Source organism: Alloalcanivorax profundimaris, assembly GCF_015265435.1.
In the GTDB taxonomy this organism is placed as follows: Bacteria; Pseudomonadota; Gammaproteobacteria; order Pseudomonadales; family Alcanivoracaceae; genus Alloalcanivorax; species Alloalcanivorax profundimaris.
This window is the reverse complement of the sequence record NZ_JABJWH010000005.1, coordinates 92,633-110,102: the sequence shown is the minus strand read 5'-3', so window position 1 is coordinate 110,102 and position 17,470 is coordinate 92,633. Positions and strand designations below refer to the sequence as shown.

The following is a 17,470-nucleotide window of genomic DNA, read 5'->3' as shown; positions in this document are numbered from 1 at the left end:
GGTTTTTGGACCGCGAGAGACCCGCCCATGAAAGCACCCCATCGCCGCGCCGGCGCCCTGTTGCTCCTGGCCCCGGCCGCCACCCTGCACGCCGCCGAACCGGCCGGCGACGCCACCACCGACCACCTTCTGGCACCGGTGGTGATTACCTCGGTGGCGCCGTCGTCCCCGCTCACCCTGGAAACCGACCCGGGCGAGCCGCGCCAGCCGGTGCCGGCCAGCGACGCCGCCGACTATCTGAAGACCATCCCCGGTTTCTCGGCGGTGCGCAGCGGTGGCAGCAACGGCGACCCGGTACTGCGCGGCCAGTTCGGCTCGCGGTTGAACCTGCTGGTGGACGGCGGCGAGATGATCGGTGCCTGCCCCAACCGCATGGACGCCCCCAGCTCCTACATCGCCCCGGAAACCTATGACCGGCTCACCGTGATCAAGGGCCCGCAAAGCGTGCAGTGGGGGCCCACCGGCTCCGCCGGCACGGTGCTGTTCGAACGGGAGCCGCTGTATTTCGACGCCGCCCACCGGGAACTCAACACCGCCTTCCTGGCCGGTTCCCACGGTCGCCGGGACCAGGTGCTGGACGCGACCCTGGGGGCACGGCCCGGTTATCTGCGTTTCAGCGGCAACCACGGCGAGGCGGACGACTACCGTGACGGCAACGGCGACCGGGTGCCATCAAGCTGGGAGAAATGGAACGCCGACGTCAGCGCCGGCTGGACGCCCACCCCGGACGCCCTGATCGAACTGCGCGCCGGGCGCGGCGACGGCGAAGCCCGCTACGCCGGGCGCGGCATGGACGGCAGCCAGTTCGACCGGGAGAGCCTGGGCCTGCGCTGGCGCTTCGGCGCCCTCGGCGAGGTGCTGGAACGCATCGAGGGTCAGGTCTACTACAACTACGCCGACCATGTGATGGACAACTACAGCCTGCGCACGCCCTCCGGCACCGGCATGATGGCCGGCCCCATGGCCGCCAACGTGGACCGGCGCACCCTGGGCGCCCGGCTCAAGGGCACCTGGCTGTGGCAAGGCACCGAGCTGGTCGCCGGAGTGGACGCCCAGACCAGCACCCACCGGGAACGCAGCGCCATGGGCGTGGATGCCTACCACGCCGAGCCCTGGACCAAGGACGCCGAGTTCCAGCGCCATGGCGCCTTCGCCGAGTTGACCCGGCATCTGAACGGCCCGGCGCGACTGATCGCCGGCGCCCGCCTGGACCACCACACGGTGGAGGACCACCGCGCCACCCTGGGCGGCGGCATGGGCATGCCAATGGCCAACCCCACCGCCGGCGACGAACGCCGGGACACCCTGCCCTCCGGCTTCCTGCGCTACGAGCGCGACCTGCCGGCCCGGGGCGCCACCCTCTACGCCGGCCTGGGCCACGCCCAGCGCTTCCCGGACTACTGGGAGCTGTTCTCCCCGGACGCCGGCCCGGCGGCCAGCGCCAACGCCTTCGACGGCGTCGAGCCGGAGAAGACCACCCAGCTCGACCTGGGCGCCCAGTACCGGAGCGACGCCCTGGACGCCTGGGTGTCCGCCTATGTGGGGCGCATCGAGGACTACATTCTGTTCCGCTACCAGGACGGCATGATGGGCGCCACCAGTCAGGCGGACAATGTGGACGCGCGCATCATGGGTGGTGAGCTGGGCGCCACCTGGCGCTTCGCCGACCATTGGAGCGCCGACGCCAGCCTGGCCTATGCCCGTGGCGACAACCGGGACGACGGCGAACCGCTGCCGCAGATCCCACCGCTGGAAAGCCGTCTGGGGCTGAACTACCAGCGCGGCGACTGGAGCGCCGCCGCCCTGGCCCGGCTGGTGGACGGCCAGCACCGCGTCGACGCCGGCAACGGCACCGTGGTGGGCCGGGACCTGGGCGACAGCGGCGGCTTCGCCACCCTGGCCCTGAACGGCGCCTGGCGCGTGAACCGCAGCCTGCGGCTGAGCGCCGGCGTCGACAACCTGTTCGACCGCGCCTACGCCGAGCACCTGAACCTGGCCGGCAACGCCGGCTTCGGCTTCCCCGGCGACGAGCGCATCAACGAACCGGGCCGCACCGTCTGGGCGCGGGCCGACCTGACCTTCTAGGGCCGCCCGTTGTCCCGGTCCGGCGCGCCGCTGACCCGTTCGGTGAGTGTCTGCACCAGCACGTAGAGGCCGGGAATCAGGACGACCCCCACCAGCGTGGCCGCCAGCATGCCACCGAACACGGTGGTGCCCAGGGCGCGGCGGGCACCGGAGCCCGCCCCGGTGGCGAACACCAGCGGCAGGATGCCGAGGATGAACGACAGGGCCGTCATCATCACCGCCCGGAAACGCTGTTCGGCGGCGATGCGGGCGGCCGCCTGGATCGTTTGGCCGGCCTCCTCCCGTTGCACGCGGGCGAACTCCACGATCAGGATGGCGTTCTTGGCGGCCAGGCCGATCAACAGCACCATGCCGATCTGCGCGTACAGGGAATTGGCCTGGCCCGATACCCACAGGGCGAGCGCCGCACCGGCCACCGCCACGGCCAGGGACAGCAGGATGCTCACCGGCAGGGTCCAGCTCTCGTACTGGGCCACCAGAAACAGGTAGGCGAACACCAACGCCAGGGCGAACACCAGCAGCGCCGAGCCGGCGGTCTGCTTTTCCTGGAACGACAGGCCGGACCACTCGAAGCCGTAACCGGCCGGCAGTTCCTCGGCGGCCAGCCGCTCCACCGCCTCCAGGGCGTCGCCGGAGCTCACTCCGGGCGCCGCGGCGCCGTTCACCGGCGCCGCCACATAGCGGTTGTAGCTGGACAGCGCATAGGGCGCCAGCACGGTGCGCACACTGGCCAGTACCCGCAGCGGCACCATTTCCCCGTTGTCATTGCGCACCCGCACCGCCAGCACGTTTTCCGGGTAGGCGCGGAAGGCGGAATCCGCCTGCACGCTGACCTGGAAGATGCGCCCCTCGCGGGTAAAGTCGTTGACGTAGCGGCTGCCGAACACCGCTCCCAGGGTGGAGTAGATGCGCGTCACCGGGACGCCCATGGCCAGCGCCCGGTCCCGGTCCACGTCCAGATAAAGCTGCGGGACGTCGGCGCTGAAGGCGGTGGTGGCGCCGGCCACCTCCGGCAAGCCGTTAACCCCGGCGAGGAAGGCCCGCGTCACCTGGGCCAGCTCTTCCGGGGGCTGCCCCTGCAGGGCCTGCAAACGCAGGTCGAAACCGCCCACGGCGCCCACGCCGGGGATCGGCGGTGGCGCGAACACGGAAATAATGGCGCCGGGCAAAGCGCCCAGTTCCCCCTGGATGCGGGACTGCAGGGCGGCCAGGCGCAGGGACCGCTGCTCCCGTTCGCTCCACGGGTCCAGGGTCACCAGCATGAAGCCACCATTGGGACTGGAGGCGCTCTGCAACAGGCTGAAACCGGCCACCGAAATCACGTTTTCCACCCCCGGTGTCGCCAGCAAGCGCTCCTCCACGTTACCGATCAACGCCGTGGTGCGTTGCAGGGAGGCGCCGTCGGGCAGGCGGACATCGACGAACAGCGCGCCCTGGTCCTCGTCCGGCAGGAAACTGGAAGGCAGTGCCGAGAACGCCAGCAGCGCCAGCGCCACCGCCAGGCCGATGCCGAGAACCGTGGCCCACCAGTAACGCACCAGACGCCCCACCAGCCGCGCGTAGCCGCCGCGCACCCGGTCCAGGTTGTCCGAAAACAGACGCAGCGGCCCGCGGGCCGGGCGCGGCGGCCGCAGCAGGGTGGCGCACAGGGCCGGGCTGAGGGTCAGGGCCAGCACCGAGGACAGCACCATGCTCGACGACAGCGTCACCGCGAACTGCCGGTACAGCTGGCCGTTGATGCCTGGAATGAAGGCGGTGGGCACGAACACCGCCAGCAGCACCAGGGTGGTGGAGATCACCGGGCCGGTGACCTGCCCCATGGCCTTCCAGGTGGCCTCCGGCGCCGCCAGCCCTTCTTCCTCCATGATCCGCTGCACGTTCTCCAGCACCAGGATGGTGTCGTCCACCAGCACGCCGATGGCGAGGATCATCGCCAGCAGCGTCACGGTGTTGGCGGAGTAACCCGCCGCCAGCAGCACCGCGAAACTGGCGATCAACGACACCGGCACGGTCAGCGACGGGATCAACGTGGAGCGCCAATCGCGCAGGAACACGAACACCACCGCCACCACGATCAGGAAGGTGACGATGAAGGTAATGATGATCTCGCGGATGGTGACGTCCACGAAACGGGTGGCGTCATAGACGGTGCGGTACTCGAAATCGTCCGGGAAGGTGGCGGACAGCCGCTCCAGTTCCGCGCGCACCCCCGCCGCCGTGTCCACGGCGTTGGAGCCGGGCGCCTGGTTGATGCTGAGCATGGCGGTCTGCTGGCCGTTGAGCAGCGCGCTGGCGCTGTAGCTCTGGGCGCCGAGCTCCACCCGGCCCACGTCGCGCAGTCGCACGATACCGCCCTCTGGGTCGGCGCGGATCACGATGTCCTCGAACTGTTCCGGGTCGGACAGGCTGCCCTGGGCGGTCAGCGCGTACTCCAGCGCCGTGCCCTCCGGCGCCGGCGCGCCGCCCACCTGGCCCAGGGACGCCTGCACGTTCTGAGCGCGGATCGCCGCCGTCACGTCCTCCGGGGTCAGCGACAACGCCGCCAGCCGCCCGGGGTCGATCCAGATCCGCATGGCGTATTTGGAGGTGCCCACCACCGACGCCTCCCCCACCCCCGGCACCCGGGAAATCACATCGACGATGTTGTTGGAGGCGTAGTTGGACAAAGCCAGCGCATCCATGCCGCCGTTGGGCGACACGAAGCCCACCACCATCATGAAGTCCGGGGAGCTGGTGTTGACGGTCACGCCCTGCTCGGTGACGGAGGACGGCAATCGGGTCAGCGCCGGCTGCAGCCGGTTCTGCACGTTGATGCGCGCCAGGTCCGGATCGGTGCCCACGGCGAAAGTCACCGACAGGGAATACAGGCCGGCGTTGGACGCGTTGGACGACATGTACAGCATGCCCTCCACGCCGTTGACCGCGTCCTCGATGGGGCCACCCACCGCCTCCGAGATCACCTGGGCGCTGGCGCCCGGATACACCGCCGCCACCCGCACCGTGGGCGGCGATATCTGCGGATACTGGGTCACCGGTATGGCGCTCAGCGCCAGCGCGCCGGCCAGGAACATAACGATGGCCACCACCAGTGCGACCCGGGGGCGGCGGATGAACACACCGGAAATCATGGCTGCTCCGGCGTCGCGTCACCGGCCCCGCTTGCGGTGACCGGCACGCCGTCGGCGAGGCGCTGGGTGCCCTGCACCACCACCCGCTCGCCGGCGCGCAGGCCGTCGCGCACGAACCAGCCCAGGTCATGGCGCTCGCCGGTCTGGAGGCGCCGCAGGCGGGCCATGCCGTCGCCATCCACCACGAACACGTATTCCCCTTCCCGGTCGCGCAGAATCGCCGACTGCGGCACCACCGGCGCCGAGTCCGCCTGGGCGGCGCCGATCAGCAGGGTCACGTACTGGCCGGGGACAAGCAGGCCGTCCGGGTTGTCGAAGCGGGCCAGGAAGCCGAGCAGGCCGGTGCCCGGATTGATCTCGTTGCCCACCACGGCCAGTTCGCCGCGCTCCGGATAGAGGCTGTCATTGGGCAACCGCAGGCGCATGGACACCGAGGCCGGGTCCAGGTCGTCCAGGGCCCCGTAGCGCTGCCGCAGCGACACCACCTGGCCCTCGGGCAGATCGAACGCCACATAGACCGGGTCGGTCCGCACCACCCGGGCCAGCGGCCCGGAACCGGGCCCGGCCAGATTGCCCCGGGTCAGCGCCGGCGCGCTCACCTGGCCGGTGATCGGCGACGGCAGGCGGGTGTCGGCCAGATCCAGCCGCGCGGCGCGCACCTGGGCCTGGGCGGTTTCCACTTCCGCCTCGGCCACCCGCAGGGTCGCCTGCGCCTCATCCAGGGACGCCCGGGACACGGTGCCACGCCGCGCCAGGGTAGCGATGCGCTCGTGGCTCTGGCGGGCGTTGTCGCGGCTGGCGCGGGCCCGGGCCAACCCGGCCTCGGCGGCGGCCAGGGCCGCCTCGTAGCGGCGCCGGTCCAGGGCGAACAGCAGATCACCCTCTTCCACCCGTTCGCCGCCGGTGAAGTTCACCTGATCGATCACGCCCTCCACCCGGGCGCGCACGTCCACCGCCTCGATAGCGCGCACCCGGGCGACGAATTCCGTGCTCCGATCACGGGGTTGCTCGGTCACCTCGGCGGTGACCACCGGTACCGCCGGGGCGCGTTCCCCCTCCGCTCCGACGCCCACGCCGCTGGCCAGCAGCGCCGCCATCAACCCGAACAGGCGCCATATTCCGCTTACCTGACTCATTCCAACTAACCCCTTAACACCTTCAACCTCCGGCTTCCCGCGATGCCGCCGGACCAACCGGCCGGATAGTAGCGCAGCCCCCCGGTTAAGCCCAGGCGACCGACCGCGATCCGCGCACGGGTCGGCACTAGGGCAGCGCGCCCTCCACATGCAGCACCGGCCCGTCCGGGTGCGTCAGCCAGCGGCTGCGCAGGCCGTAGACGGCGGCCAGGCGTTCCGGGGTCAGCACCCGGGCGGGGACGTCATCGGCCAGCAGGCGGCCCTGGTCGAGCATCAGCACCCGGGAGGCGAAGGCGTTGGCCAGGTTGAGATCGTGGCAGACCAGCACGATCAGGTAGTCGCCCTGCTCCGCCAGCGCCGCCAGTTCCTCCAGCACCCGATACTGCCGGGCCGGGTCCAGCGCCGAGGTGCTTTCGTCCAGCAGCAACAGGCGCGGCCCGGGGCTGTCCCACACCTGGGCCAGTACCCGGGCCAGTTGCACCCGCTGCTGTTCGCCACCGGACAGGGACGGCCAGGCCCGGGCGCGCAGCGCCGCTACCCCGAAGCGGGCCAGCAGCTCCCCCACCAACGGGTCGGCGGCGTTGCCGTGGCGGCGGCCCGGCAACCCCAGGGCCACCACTTCATCGGCGCGCACCGGGAAACCCACCGGGGTCTGCTGCATCATCACCGAGCGCCGGCGGGCCAGTTCCGCCACCGGCCAGTCCGGCAGCGGCCTGCCGTGCAGGGTCACGGCGCCGGCGTCCGGGGTAAGATCACCGGCCAGGGCCCGCATCAGGGTGGATTTGCCGGCGCCATTGGGGCCCAGCAGCGCCAGCCGCTCGCCGGCGCGGGCCTGGAAGCTCACCTCGGACAGCAGGGCGCGGTCGCCGGCGCGCACGGTTACGCCGGCCACGTTCAGCAGCGCGTCATTCATCGCTCAGACTCCGTTGCGGCGCAGCAGCAGCACCAGGAAGAAAGGCCCGCCCAGCAGCGCCATCACCAGGCCGATGGGCAGCTCCGCCGGCGCCACCAGGGTGCGCGCCAGGGTATCGGCGAACACCGTCAGCACCGCGCCCAGGGCGGCGGCGCCGGGGATCAGCCAGCGGTGATCGACGCCGATCAGCAACCGCACCAGGTGCGGCGCCACCAGGCCCACGAAACTGATCTGGCCGGCGGCGGCCACCGCCGCGCCCACCGACACCGCCCCCAGCACCATCACCGCGCGCTTGGCCCTGGGCACCGCGAAGCCCAGGTGCAACGCCGCCTGCTCGCCCAGCATCAGGCCGTTCAGCGGCCGGGCCAGCAGCGGCATCAGCACGATGCCCGCCAGCAGCCAGGGCGCCACCAGGGCGACATCGGACCAGCGGCTGTGGGCCAGGCTGCCCATGGCCCAGAACGTCAGGGTGCGCAGTTCGTTGTCGTCGGCCAGGAAGGTGAGCACGCCGGTGAGCGCCATGGCGATGGCGCCGATGGCGATGCCCGCCAGCAGCAGCAGGGCCACCCGGGTTTCCCCACCCCGAGAGGCGATGCGCCACATCAGGAAGGTGGTCACCAGCGCACCGGCGAAGGCGGCCAGCGGAATCGCCTGGTGGCCCAGGGCGCCACCGCCGAGCACGATCACCGCCACCGCCCCCAGGGCGGCGCCGGCGGAGATGCCGATCAGCCCCGGGTCGGCCAGCGGGTTGCGGAACAGCCCCTGCAGGGCGGCGCCGGTGGAGGCCAGCGCCGCGCCCACCAGGGCGGCCATGAGGATGCGCGGCAGGCGCAGGTCGCGCACCACTAGGTAGCCGGGCGCGTCCTGGCCTTCCCACAGCCCCCGCCACAGCGTCGCCGGCGCCACGGAAAGCGGTCCGGCCAGGGCGGCGATCACCATGCCCAGGCCGAGCAGCGCCGTCAGCGCGGCGAGGGTGGGCGCCACCGGCCAGCGCCGGGGCTCAGCGGCCCTCACCGGTGGCCACCTCAAGCACCTCTTCCATGGCGTCCGGCAGGCGCGGGCCGAAACCCAGCAGGCGCATGCCATCGGCCACCAGCACCCGGCCATGGGCACCGGCATCCGTGCTTTCCAGCAAGGGCAACTGTTCCGGCTGGAAGCTGCCGGGGCGGGTCTCGGCGATGATGATCAACTGCGGGTCCGCGGCCAGCACCGCTTCCGCGTTGAGTGGCTTGTAGCCCTCCCCTTCCGCCACATTAGGCAGACCCAGGGCATCCAGCAGGGCCTGGCCCTGGGTGCCCTTGCCCGCCACCTGCACGCCGTGGCGGCCAGCGGACAACACCAGCAGGGTGCGCGGCGGGTCCGCCAGCGGCAGCCTTTTATCGAGGGTCGCGAAGCGCTCGCGCAGCTCGGCGTTCAGTTGCTCGCCCCGCTCTTGCAGATCCAGTGCCTGCGCCACCTGCTCGACCCGGGCCAACAGCCCGGTCGGGCTCCACTCCGGATCGATCACGCGTACTTCCGTGGCCTGCTTCAACTGAACCACCGCCGGCGGCGGGCCGGCCTCACCGGACAGCAGCACCAGGTCCGGCTTCAGGGCCAGGGTGCCCTCCACCGGCAGCGCCCGCACATAGCCCAGCTTGGGCAGTTGCCGCGCCGCCGCCGGGTAATTGCTGGTGGAGTCCACCGCCACCAGCCGCTCGTCGGCATCCAGCGCGTAGACGATCTCAGTCAATTCACCGCCAGCCACCACCAGACGCTGCTGGGCCTGGCCGGCCACCGCCATGCACAGTGCCAGCAGCCCGATCAGAACTCGCATGCCATCCCTCATGCCATTACCGCTTCCACGGATTCCCGCACGAACGCGAACGCGGCCCGGGCGCCGCGCACCGCCTGGTCCTGCTGCGCATCGTTCAGGCCGAGTTCGTCCAGCTGGGCCTTGAAGCGCTTCCAATGCAGGCCGCGGCCATCCGGATGGCCGGCCAGGTGCCGGGCGCCGAAATCGGCGCTCAGGTCCAGCTCCTTCTGCGCGCGCTTGAACAGAAAGGCGGCGCCCAGATTGGAGCCCTCGTTGGTGTACAGCCAGCCGATCACGGCCTGGCCGCCGCCGATGGCCGCCGCCCGGCCGGCGGCGCGGTCCGCCGCGATGTCGGCCTCGGCGATACCCAGGTCGCGGCAGTCCGCCTCGATCAGATCCACCCGGCTGCGCTCCAGCAGACCGGGAAACCGGCCCTGCAGGTCGTCGCGCTCATAGAGCGGCGCGGTGGCGGTCTGAAAGCGCAGCTGCACACGCAGGAAACGGGCGTAGTGGTCCCGATCCAGGAACGGCGACAGCGCGCTGATGCGGCTGTCCAGCGCGTCGTGGATGGCGTGGGTTTCCTGTTTCAGGCGGGCGGACAGCGTGCGGTCCGCTTGGGCGGGGTCGGCAAGCGTGGTCATCAGCGTTCCTCGTGGTCGTCAAACAGGGGCGGGCCATTCAGGCCCCTTCCCCCTACAACGAACGAGAACGGACTTTTTCCCAGAAAACTTGCCTACGCCATGAACCAGTAACGCGGACGTCGCCCCGGCTCAGAAGAAGCCAGCGCTGGCGGCGCCGGGCTGTTCCAGGGCGTCGGCGATCTGGTGCAGGGCCTGGGCCAGATCCTGGCGGCTGGCCGGGCCGCCCAGGCACAGCCGCACCGCTTCCGGCGGTTTGCCGTTGACGGCGAAGGCGTCGCTCACCACCACGTTGATGTTCTGGGCACGCAAGCGGGCGGCGAACGCCACCCGGCTCCAGGCCTCCGGCATCTTCAGCCAGACATGGAACGCCTCCGGGTGGGAGCGGTAATCGGCGCCGGCGAGGATGTCGGTGACCAGCGCCTGGCGGGCCTGGGATTCCTGGCGGGTGAGCGACAGGGCCAGGTCGGCGGTGCCGTCCTGCACCCAGCAGGAGGCCAACGCCGTGGTGATCGGCGAGGCCATCACGGTGGTGGCGCGCAGGGTCACGGTGAGACGGGAGCGCACCCGGGCGGACGGCAGCGCCAGGTAGGCCACGCGCAGCCCCGCCCCCAGGGACTTGCTGAAACCGCACAAGTAATAGGTCAGTTCCGGCGCCAGGCTGGCCAGGGCCGGGGGCCGGTGACCGGGCAGCAGGCCATAGGCGTCGTCCTCGATGATCGGCAGGTTGTGCTTGCGGGCCACCTGGACCACCCGGTGGCGCCGTTCCTCGCTGAGCGTCACCACCGCCGGGTTGAGCAGCACCGGATTGCAGTACAGCGCCTTGGGGTGATGCTCGGCGCACAGCCGCGCCAGGGCGTCCGGATCGAAGCCGTCGTCGTCCAGGGGCAGGCCCACCAGGCGTATGCCGAGCTGGCCGGCGATGGCGCGCAGGCCGGGATAGGTGAGGGACTCGCACAGCACCACGTCGCCGGGCCGCGCCAGGCTGCCGAGCACCGCCAGCAGCGCGCTCTGCACCCCGGGGCAGACCAGCACCCGGTCCTCGCTGACGCGCAGGGGCCGGCGTTGCAGCCAGGCCACCGCCGCGTCCCGGTCCTCGGCGGACCCGCCGAACTCCTGGTAACGCATCAGCGGCTGCAGATCCGGCCCAAGGGCTCGCAGGCCCGCTTCCATGCGCTCTCGCAGCAGCGGGTCGCGAGGCTCCGGCGGCAGATTCATGGTCATGTCCACGGCGCGGGCGGCGCTGGCGCTGCGCCGGCTGGGCCGGCCCGGCTGGCACACGAAGGAGCCCTGCCCGACCCGGGAATAGATCAGCCCGCGCCGCTGGGCCTCGTTGTAGGCCCGGGACACGGTGGCGTAGTTGAGCTTGAGGGCGCTGGCCAGGTCGCGCAGTGGCGGCAAGCGCTCGCCCACGGTCAACCGCCCGGCGAGGATGTCATCGCCGATGGCGTCGGCGATACGAAGATAGACCGGCTTGTTGTTCGTTTTGAGTTCCGGTTTCCAGCCGTCACCGGCGCTGTTCATGGCCGCCCTCCCCGTCGTTTTCGCACTATCGATGGTCATTGCCTGCACCAGGGTTGTTCACCCCACACCGGCCAGCAGCGGCGGCCGGGGACGCTTTGATTGGTCACCGCTTTCCGCGCCGCCGACGCACCCGGGCCAAACGCCGCCCATTGGGCCACAACGGCCATGACCAATCAATCAATTTACAGGTTGATTGGCATCTTGATTGCAGTTGTTTGGGTGCCCGCATGGGCGACACAACGACATACGCAGAGGGAGGCGGCTATGCCCACCGTAGAAAAAGCAGCGCATCAGAAAGGCGATTTCTTCGTCGACTACGAAGAGAAAGTGTTCGAGGACGTCAAGGCGGAAGCCGGCGAAAAGGCCCTGGTGACGTTCCACACCGTGGCGTTCGAGGGCTCCATCGGCCTGGTCAACATGCTGCAGGCCACCCGCCTGCTGCGCAAAGGGTTCGACACCTCGGTGCTGCTGTACGGCCCCGGCGTCACCCTGGGCCTGCAGCGGGGTTTCCCGACCCTGGGCGACGAGGCTTTCCCGGGCCACCTGGCGGTCAACAACCAGCTCACCAAGTTCATGGGCGAAGGCGGCAAGGTGTACGCCTGCCGGTTCGCGCTGCAGGCGCTTTACGGCCACGGCGAACCGTCATTGATTGAGGGCATAACACCAATCAATCCCCTGGACGTGCTGGACCTGGTGCTGCTCCACCGCCGGGACAATGCCTTCATCCTCGACACCTGGACCCTGTAGGGAGGGCGCCATGAGCGAGGCAAGGACGGTACGGGCGGCGGCGGCGCAGATCGCGCCGGACCTGGACAGCGCCGGCGGCACCCTGGACAAGGTGTGCGCCTGGATCGACGACGCCGCCGCCCGGGGCATCGAGTTGCTGGTGTTCCCGGAAACCCTGGTGCCCTACTACCCCTACTTCTCGTTCGTGCGCGCCCCGGCGTTCTCCGGCCCGGACCATCTCGCCCTGTATCAGCGGGCGGTGACGGTGCCGGGCCCGGAGATCGACCGGGTCGCCGAGCGCGCCCGCCGCCACGGCATGGTGGTGGTGCTGGGCGTCAACGAGCGCGACCGGGGCACGCTGTACAACACCCAGGTGGTGCTGGACGCCGACGGCCGCCTGTTGCTCAAGCGCCGCAAGATCACGCCCACCTACCACGAGCGCATGATCTGGGGCCAGGGCGACGGCAGCGGCCTGCAAGTGGTGGACAGCGCCGTGGGCCGGATCGGCGCCCTGGCCTGCTGGGAGCACTACAACCCGCTGGCCCGCTATGCGCTGATGACCCAGCACGAGGAAATCCACTGCGCCCAGTTCCCCGGTTCCATGGTCGGCCAGGTGTTCGCCGACCAGATCCAGGCCGCCATGCGCCACCACGCCGCCGAGTCCGGCTGCTTCGTGGTCAACGCCACCGGCTGGCTGGAGGACCACCAGATCAGCGCCATCACCGACGACCCGGCCCAACAAAAGGCCCTGCGCGGCGGTTGCATGACGATGATCGTGTCACCGGAAGGCAAGGTGCTGGGCGAACCGGTCACCGAGGGCGAGGGGCTGTGCGTGGCGGACCTGGACCTGGCCCTGATTCTCAAACGCAAGCGGATGATGGATTCCGTCGGGCACTACGCCCGCCCGGAACTGCTGAGCCTGCTGATCGACCGGCGGCCGGCGGCCACTTTCCATGACCGGCACCCCATTCACGGCCCGGACGGCGACGCCGCCGAGGCCCTTTCCCGGAGCAACGACGATGAGCAGCAAGCCTGGCCGCTTCAACCAACGGCTCATCAATGAGCTGCAAACCCACGGCGTGCGGCTGAGCGACCCGGCCGCCGGTGCCCCCAGCCGCCGTGGCGGCGCCGGGCCCTCCGACCACAAGGCGGTGGAAATCGGCGGCAAGGTGGTGATGATTCCGGTGCACACCGCCGGCGCCGGCGCGTCCCCCTATGAGCTGGACGGCGAACGGGTCACCCGGGGTGGCGAGGAGATCGCGCGCATGGCCTTCACCGACCGGCCGCGCTTCTACGACCTGAGCACCGCCGACGGCGTGCCCTATTCCCACATCGCCACCCTGCACGGCCGGGACGTCCTGGCCACCACGGTGTTGCAGACCTGCATCCGCTACAACAACCGCAAGGTGTCCTGCCAGTTCTGCGCCATCGGCCAGTCCCTGGACGAGGGCCGCACCATCGCCCACAAGACGCCGGCGCAACTGGCCGAAGTGGCGAAGGCGGCGGTGGAACTGGACGGCGTCAAGCACATGGTGATGACCACCGGCACCCCCAATCTGCAGGACCGCGGCGCCCGGGTGCTGTGCGACAGCGCCCGCGCCGTGGGCGCCGCCGTGGATCTGCCGATCCAGGGCCAGTGCGAGCCGCCGGACGACCGCGCCTGGTTCCGGCGGCTGCGCGACAGCGGCATCGAAAGCCTGGGCATGCATCTGGAAATCGCCACCCCGGCCCTGCGCGAACGGATCATGCCCAGCAAGGCGTCGATCAGCGTGGACCAGTACCTGGAAGCGTTCGCCGACGCCGTGGACGTGTTCGGGCGTGGCCAGGTGAGCACCTACCTGCTGGCCGGCCTGGGCGACACCGTGGCGGACACCCTGGCGCTGTGCGAGCGGCTGGTGGCGCTGGGCGTGTACCCGTTCGTGGTGCCCTTCGTGCCGATTTCCGGCACCCCGCTGGAACGGCACCCCTCGCCCTCGGCGGCGCACATGCGCCGCATTCTGGAACCCCTCGGCGCGCTGCTGCGCGACGGCGGGCTGCGCTCGGCGGACATCAAGGCCGGCTGCGGCCGCTGCGGCGCCTGCTCGTCGCTGTCCGCCTTCGAGGACGTGGAGCAAGCCTCATGATCCTGGAGCCGGTGACCCCGTTCCGCAGCCGCGAGTACGCGGTGAAGCTGACCTCCGAGGCCTGGGAATACCAGGCCGCCCGTGACCTGCGTCGCCGGGTGTTCTGCCACGAGCAGGGCCTGTTCGACGGCGACGACGGCGATGCTCTGGATCGCCGCGCGCTGACCATCGTGGCGCTGGCCTACGTGGCCGGCGGCCCGGACGAGGTGGTGGGCACGGTGCGCATCCACAGCGACCGGCCGGGCATCTGGTACGGCTCGCGGCTGGCGGTGGCGCGCGGCTACCGGCGCGACGCCCACCTGGGCAGCGCCCTGATCCGCCTGGCGGTGGGCAGCGCCCGGGCGCGCGGTGGCGAGGCGTTCTTCGCCCAGGTGCAGGCCGCCAACGAGGCGCTGTTCCGCGCCCTGCACTGGGACAGCCTTCGGCCCCTGGCCCTGCACGGTCGCGATCACGTGCTGATGCGCGCGCGCCTGTCCCACTATCCGCCGCTGCCGGACGGCCGGCTGCCGCTGCTGGCCACCGGCCGGCGGGCTTCATGAGGGCGCCGTCATGACCCTCGAGGCACTGATGGACGCCCTGCGCGCCGCGCCGGCGTTCGGCCACAAGGGCGACATCCGCCCGGTGATGGACGGCCTGGCCGGCCTCGACAGCGGCCACCTGCCCCTGGGCGACGATGCCGCCGCCCTGGCGGACGGCGACGGCTTTCTGCTGATGGCCATGGAGGGCTTCGTCAACGAGTTCGTGGCCGCCGAGCCGTTCTTCGCCGGCTACTGTGGCGTGATGGTGAACGTCAGCGACATCGCCGCCATGGGCGGGCGCGCCCTGGCGGTCACCGATGCCCTGTGGAGCCGGGGCGACGATCAGAGCGCGGCGATTCTGGCGGGCCTGCGCGAGGCGGCGGGCAAATACGGCGTGCCCCTGGTGGGTGGCCACAGCAACGCCCACTGCGACCGGCCGCAACTGTCGGTGGCGATCCTGGGCCGGGCCGGGACCCTGCTCACCAGTTTCGATGCCCGCCCCGGCGACACCCTGATGGTGGCCTGCGACCTGCGCGGCCGTTTCCGCGCCGTGGGCGACAACTGGGACGCCAGCAGCGACGCTCCCGGAGCGCGCCTGCGCGGCGACCTGGCGATCCTGCCCGGCCTGGCGGAGGACGGCCTGTGCCGGGCCGGCAAGGACATTTCCATGGCCGGGCCGGTGGGCACCGCCCTGATGCTGCTGGAAGCCTCCGGCGTGGGCGCGGTGCTCGATCTGGATGCCCTGCCCCGGCCACCCGGCGTGCCACTGGAACGCTGGCTGCGTGCCTTCCCCAGCTACGGCTTCGTGCTGTCGGTGGCGCCGGACCGCGCCGCCGAGGTGACACGCCGCTTCCGCGCCCGCGACCTGGCGGTGGCCGAGGTGGGCCGGGTCACCGCCGGCGACCGGCTGGAACTGACCCTGGACGGCCGCCGCGCGCCTTTCTGGGATCACCGCATCACGCCTTACATCGGCCGCCCCTTTTCCGCTTCTTCCCCACCCCGCCATCAAGGAGGTCACCATGCCTGAAGTGCATTTCGACGTGCGCTGGCCGGACCGCAGCGAACAAAGCTGCTACTCGCCGTCCACGGTCATTCACGATTTTCTGCGCGCCGGCGAAAGCTACCCGTTGGCCGAGTTCCTGGCCCTGAGCCGGGACGCCCTGACCCTGGCCGGCGACCGTGTGGAGCAAAAGTACGGCTTCCGCTGCACCAGCGCCGACAGCCAGCTGCTGGCCCTGGAAACCCGGGGCCGGCAATTCGCCGACCGACCGGATGCCCGCGTCACCGTGACCCGGGTGGGCACCGCCACGCCGGCGCCGTCCTCCACCTTCAACGAGGAAACCCCATGACCTTCGCCAAACGTCATTACCCGGTAATCGTGGTGGGCGGCGGCCAGGCCGGCCTGTCCACCAGTTACCTGCTCCAGCAACGGCACATCGAGCACCTGGTGCTGGAAAAGGAAGAGGCCTTCCACGCCTGGAAAAACCAGCGCTGGGACAGCTTCTGCCTGGTCACGCCGAACTGGCAGTGCCAGTTGCCGGACCATCCCTATGACGGCGACGATCCCCACGGCTTCATGGTCAAGGAGGAAATCGTCGCCTGGATGGAGCGTTTCCGCGCCTCCTTCGAGCCGCCCTTGATCGAGGGCATCACCGTCCAGGCGGTGCGCGCCCTGCCGGTGGGCGGCTACCGCCTGGACACCGATCGCGGCCCGCTCACCGCCGACCAGGTGGTGATGGCGGTGAGCAGCTATCACCGCCCCAAGGTGCCGGACTACGCCCGGCGGCTGCCGCCCGCTATCGAGCAGGTGGACGCCTCCGCCTACCGCAACCCGGCGGCCCTGCCGGAGGGCGCGGTGCTGGTGGTGGGCACCGGCCAGTCCGGCTGCCAGATCGCCGAGGACCTGCACCTGGCCGGCCGCCGGGTGCATCTGGCGGTGGGCCCGGCGCCCCGGGTGTCGCGCTTTTATCGCGGCCGCGACGTGGTGGACTGGCTGGACGACATGGGCCACTACCGGATTCCGGTGCAGGAACACCTCACCGAGGAACAGGTGCGCGCCAAGGCCAACCACTATGTCACCGGCCGCGACGGCGGCCGCGACATCGACCTGCGCCGCTTCGCCCTGGAGGGCATGCGCCTGCACGGCCGGCTGGAGAACATTGCATCCGGGCACGCCCGCTTCGGCGATGACCTGACCAACAACCTGGACCAGGCCGACGCCACCAACGCCCGCATCAAGAAAAGCATCGACGACCATATCGCCCGCCAGGGCATCGAGGCGCCGGCGGAGGCCCCCTATGAGCCGGTGTGGGAACCGCCCCGGGACGCGGAGCGGGAACTGGATCTGGAAGCGGAAGGCATCGCCGCCGTGATCTGGTGCATCGGCTACGCGCCGGACTTCTCCTGGATCGACGCCCCGGCGTTCGACGCCAGCGGCTATCCGAAGCACCGGCGCGGCGTCACCGCCAGCCCGGGGCTGTATTTCCTGGGCCTGCCGTGGCTGCACACCTGGGGCTCCGGGCGCATCTACGCCATCGCCGAGGACGCCGAGCATCTGGTGGATCACATCGAGACGGCACAGCTGCCCCTGCGCGAGCAATACCTGGCCGGCATCGCCTGAGAAAGAGCGCGCGCCTTCGCGGGAAACAAGGCCGCCCCCTCCATCAGGACCGCGTGTCGTCGTGGTCCCCCTTCCGGGAACGCCGTGAACCCGTCCCTGGGGGCTCCCGGTTTGACATCCTGTCAAACAGGGTCCCGGAAGGGGGACCACGACGACACGCTACGAGGTAGCATCCCGCGCGGCTCCGTAGGTCGGTCTATTGCTGTAGGAGCGGCTTTAGCCGCGATGAAGATGGCAACAAAAAAGTTCATCGCGCTTTGACGGGAA

General features: G+C 70.7%; 15 protein-coding genes. 8 read left to right on the top strand and 7 right to left on the bottom strand.

Annotated elements, in window-relative coordinates; translation table 11 throughout:
* Nucleotides 1-27: 27 nt before the first annotated feature.
* Complete coding sequence (locus HMJ39_RS01940) at nt 28-2,085, top strand: TonB-dependent copper receptor (protein ID WP_194296072.1); 2,058 nt, start codon at nt 28-30, stop codon at nt 2,083-2,085.
* Here HMJ39_RS01940 and HMJ39_RS01935 read toward each other — a convergent pair.
* The 7 genes from HMJ39_RS01935 to HMJ39_RS01905 form a co-directional block, all read right to left on the bottom strand.
* Nucleotides 2,082-5,213, bottom strand: coding sequence for an efflux RND transporter permease subunit (locus tag HMJ39_RS01935; RefSeq protein WP_194296071.1), 3,132 nt, complete (start codon nt 5,211-5,213; stop codon nt 2,082-2,084). The genes HMJ39_RS01940 and HMJ39_RS01935 overlap by 4 nt on opposite strands.
* Nucleotides 5,210-6,349, bottom strand: a complete 1,140-nt coding sequence (locus HMJ39_RS01930) for an efflux RND transporter periplasmic adaptor subunit (RefSeq protein WP_194296070.1) — start codon at nt 6,347-6,349, stop codon at nt 5,210-5,212. The genes HMJ39_RS01935 and HMJ39_RS01930 overlap by 4 nt, the downstream gene beginning before the upstream one ends.
* 127 nt (nt 6,350-6,476) lie before the next feature.
* Nucleotides 6,477-7,262, bottom strand: coding sequence for a heme ABC transporter ATP-binding protein (locus tag HMJ39_RS01925; protein WP_194296069.1), 786 nt, complete (start codon nt 7,260-7,262; stop codon nt 6,477-6,479).
* Between the two features lie 3 nt (nt 7,263-7,265).
* The gene (locus tag HMJ39_RS01920) at nt 7,266-8,276 is read right to left on the bottom strand and encodes a FecCD family ABC transporter permease (RefSeq protein ID WP_323370806.1); all 1,011 of its coding nucleotides are present in this window, start codon (nt 8,274-8,276) and stop codon (nt 7,266-7,268) included.
* Nucleotides 8,263-9,075, bottom strand: coding sequence for a heme/hemin ABC transporter substrate-binding protein (locus tag HMJ39_RS01915; RefSeq protein ID WP_194296068.1), 813 nt, complete (start codon nt 9,073-9,075; stop codon nt 8,263-8,265). Before HMJ39_RS01915 ends, HMJ39_RS01920 begins: the two co-directional genes overlap by 14 nt.
* An 8-nt stretch (nt 9,076-9,083) precedes the next feature.
* Complete coding sequence (locus tag HMJ39_RS01910; protein WP_194296067.1) at nt 9,084-9,695, bottom strand: biliverdin-producing heme oxygenase; 612 nt, start codon at nt 9,693-9,695, stop codon at nt 9,084-9,086.
* A 129-nt stretch (nt 9,696-9,824) separates the two neighbouring features.
* A complete protein-coding gene (locus HMJ39_RS01905; protein ID WP_194296066.1) occupies nt 9,825-11,216 on the bottom strand; it encodes an aminotransferase-like domain-containing protein in 1,392 nt (463 codons plus the stop codon).
* A 264-nt stretch (nt 11,217-11,480) separates the two neighbouring features.
* Here HMJ39_RS01905 and HMJ39_RS01900 point away from each other — a divergent pair, with 264 nt between their 5' ends.
* Genes HMJ39_RS01900 through HMJ39_RS01870 form a run of 7 tightly spaced genes read left to right on the top strand, consistent with a single transcriptional unit; the run spans nt 11,481 to nt 17,203 of the window.
* On the top strand, nt 11,481-11,963 hold the full coding sequence (locus HMJ39_RS01900) for an MSMEG_0572/Sll0783 family nitrogen starvation response protein (protein WP_161383779.1): 483 nt from the start codon (nt 11,481-11,483) through the stop codon (nt 11,961-11,963).
* A gap of 10 nt (nt 11,964-11,973) precedes the next feature.
* Complete coding sequence (locus HMJ39_RS01895) at nt 11,974-13,005, top strand: Nit6803 family nitrilase (protein WP_194296065.1); 1,032 nt, start codon at nt 11,974-11,976, stop codon at nt 13,003-13,005.
* Complete coding sequence (locus tag HMJ39_RS01890; protein ID WP_194296064.1) at nt 12,962-14,065, top strand: MSMEG_0568 family radical SAM protein; 1,104 nt, start codon at nt 12,962-12,964, stop codon at nt 14,063-14,065. The genes HMJ39_RS01895 and HMJ39_RS01890 overlap by 44 nt, the downstream gene beginning before the upstream one ends.
* Entirely contained in the window at nt 14,062-14,604 is a 543-nt protein-coding gene (locus HMJ39_RS01885) for an MSMEG_0567/Sll0786 family nitrogen starvation N-acetyltransferase (protein ID WP_194296063.1), read from the top strand. Before HMJ39_RS01890 ends, HMJ39_RS01885 begins: the two co-directional genes overlap by 4 nt.
* A gap of 10 nt (nt 14,605-14,614) precedes the next feature.
* Nucleotides 14,615-15,610, top strand: coding sequence for a sll0787 family AIR synthase-like protein (locus tag HMJ39_RS01880; RefSeq protein WP_194296062.1), 996 nt, complete (start codon nt 14,615-14,617; stop codon nt 15,608-15,610).
* A complete protein-coding gene (locus HMJ39_RS01875; protein ID WP_161383775.1) occupies nt 15,603-15,932 on the top strand; it encodes an MSMEG_0570 family nitrogen starvation response protein in 330 nt (109 codons plus the stop codon). The genes HMJ39_RS01880 and HMJ39_RS01875 overlap by 8 nt, the downstream gene beginning before the upstream one ends.
* Nucleotides 15,929-17,203: an MSMEG_0569 family flavin-dependent oxidoreductase gene (locus HMJ39_RS01870; RefSeq protein WP_194296061.1), complete on the top strand. Its 1,275-nt coding sequence runs from the start codon at nt 15,929-15,931 to the stop codon at nt 17,201-17,203. Before HMJ39_RS01875 ends, HMJ39_RS01870 begins: the two co-directional genes overlap by 4 nt.
* The last annotated feature ends 267 nt before the right edge of the window (nt 17,204-17,470 follow it).

Excerpts from the sequence above, each read along its gene's own strand:
- HMJ39_RS01875 (WP_161383775.1), top strand. The coding sequence starts at position 15,603 with ATGCCTGAAGTGCATTTCGACGTGCGCTGGCCGGACCGCAGCGAACAA.
- HMJ39_RS01940 (WP_194296072.1), top strand. The coding sequence starts at position 28 with ATGAAAGCACCCCATCGCCGCGCCGGCGCCCTGTTGCTCCTGGCCCCG.
- HMJ39_RS01935 (WP_194296071.1), bottom strand. The coding sequence starts at position 5,213 with ATGATTTCCGGTGTGTTCATCCGCCGCCCCCGGGTCGCACTGGTGGTG.
- HMJ39_RS01895 (WP_194296065.1), top strand. The coding sequence starts at position 11,974 with ATGAGCGAGGCAAGGACGGTACGGGCGGCGGCGGCGCAGATCGCGCCG.
- HMJ39_RS01880 (WP_194296062.1), top strand. The coding sequence starts at position 14,615 with ATGACCCTCGAGGCACTGATGGACGCCCTGCGCGCCGCGCCGGCGTTC.
- HMJ39_RS01930 (WP_194296070.1), bottom strand. The coding sequence starts at position 6,349 with ATGAGTCAGGTAAGCGGAATATGGCGCCTGTTCGGGTTGATGGCGGCG.
- HMJ39_RS01905 (WP_194296066.1), bottom strand. The coding sequence starts at position 11,216 with ATGAACAGCGCCGGTGACGGCTGGAAACCGGAACTCAAAACGAACAAC.
- HMJ39_RS01925 (WP_194296069.1), bottom strand. The coding sequence starts at position 7,262 with ATGAATGACGCGCTGCTGAACGTGGCCGGCGTAACCGTGCGCGCCGGC.
- HMJ39_RS01900 (WP_161383779.1), top strand. The coding sequence starts at position 11,481 with ATGCCCACCGTAGAAAAAGCAGCGCATCAGAAAGGCGATTTCTTCGTC.
- HMJ39_RS01885 (WP_194296063.1), top strand. The coding sequence starts at position 14,062 with ATGATCCTGGAGCCGGTGACCCCGTTCCGCAGCCGCGAGTACGCGGTG.
- HMJ39_RS01870 (WP_194296061.1), top strand. The coding sequence starts at position 15,929 with ATGACCTTCGCCAAACGTCATTACCCGGTAATCGTGGTGGGCGGCGGC.
- HMJ39_RS01915 (WP_194296068.1), bottom strand. The coding sequence starts at position 9,075 with ATGCGAGTTCTGATCGGGCTGCTGGCACTGTGCATGGCGGTGGCCGGC.
- HMJ39_RS01910 (WP_194296067.1), bottom strand. The coding sequence starts at position 9,695 with ATGACCACGCTTGCCGACCCCGCCCAAGCGGACCGCACGCTGTCCGCC.
- HMJ39_RS01890 (WP_194296064.1), top strand. The coding sequence starts at position 12,962 with ATGAGCAGCAAGCCTGGCCGCTTCAACCAACGGCTCATCAATGAGCTG.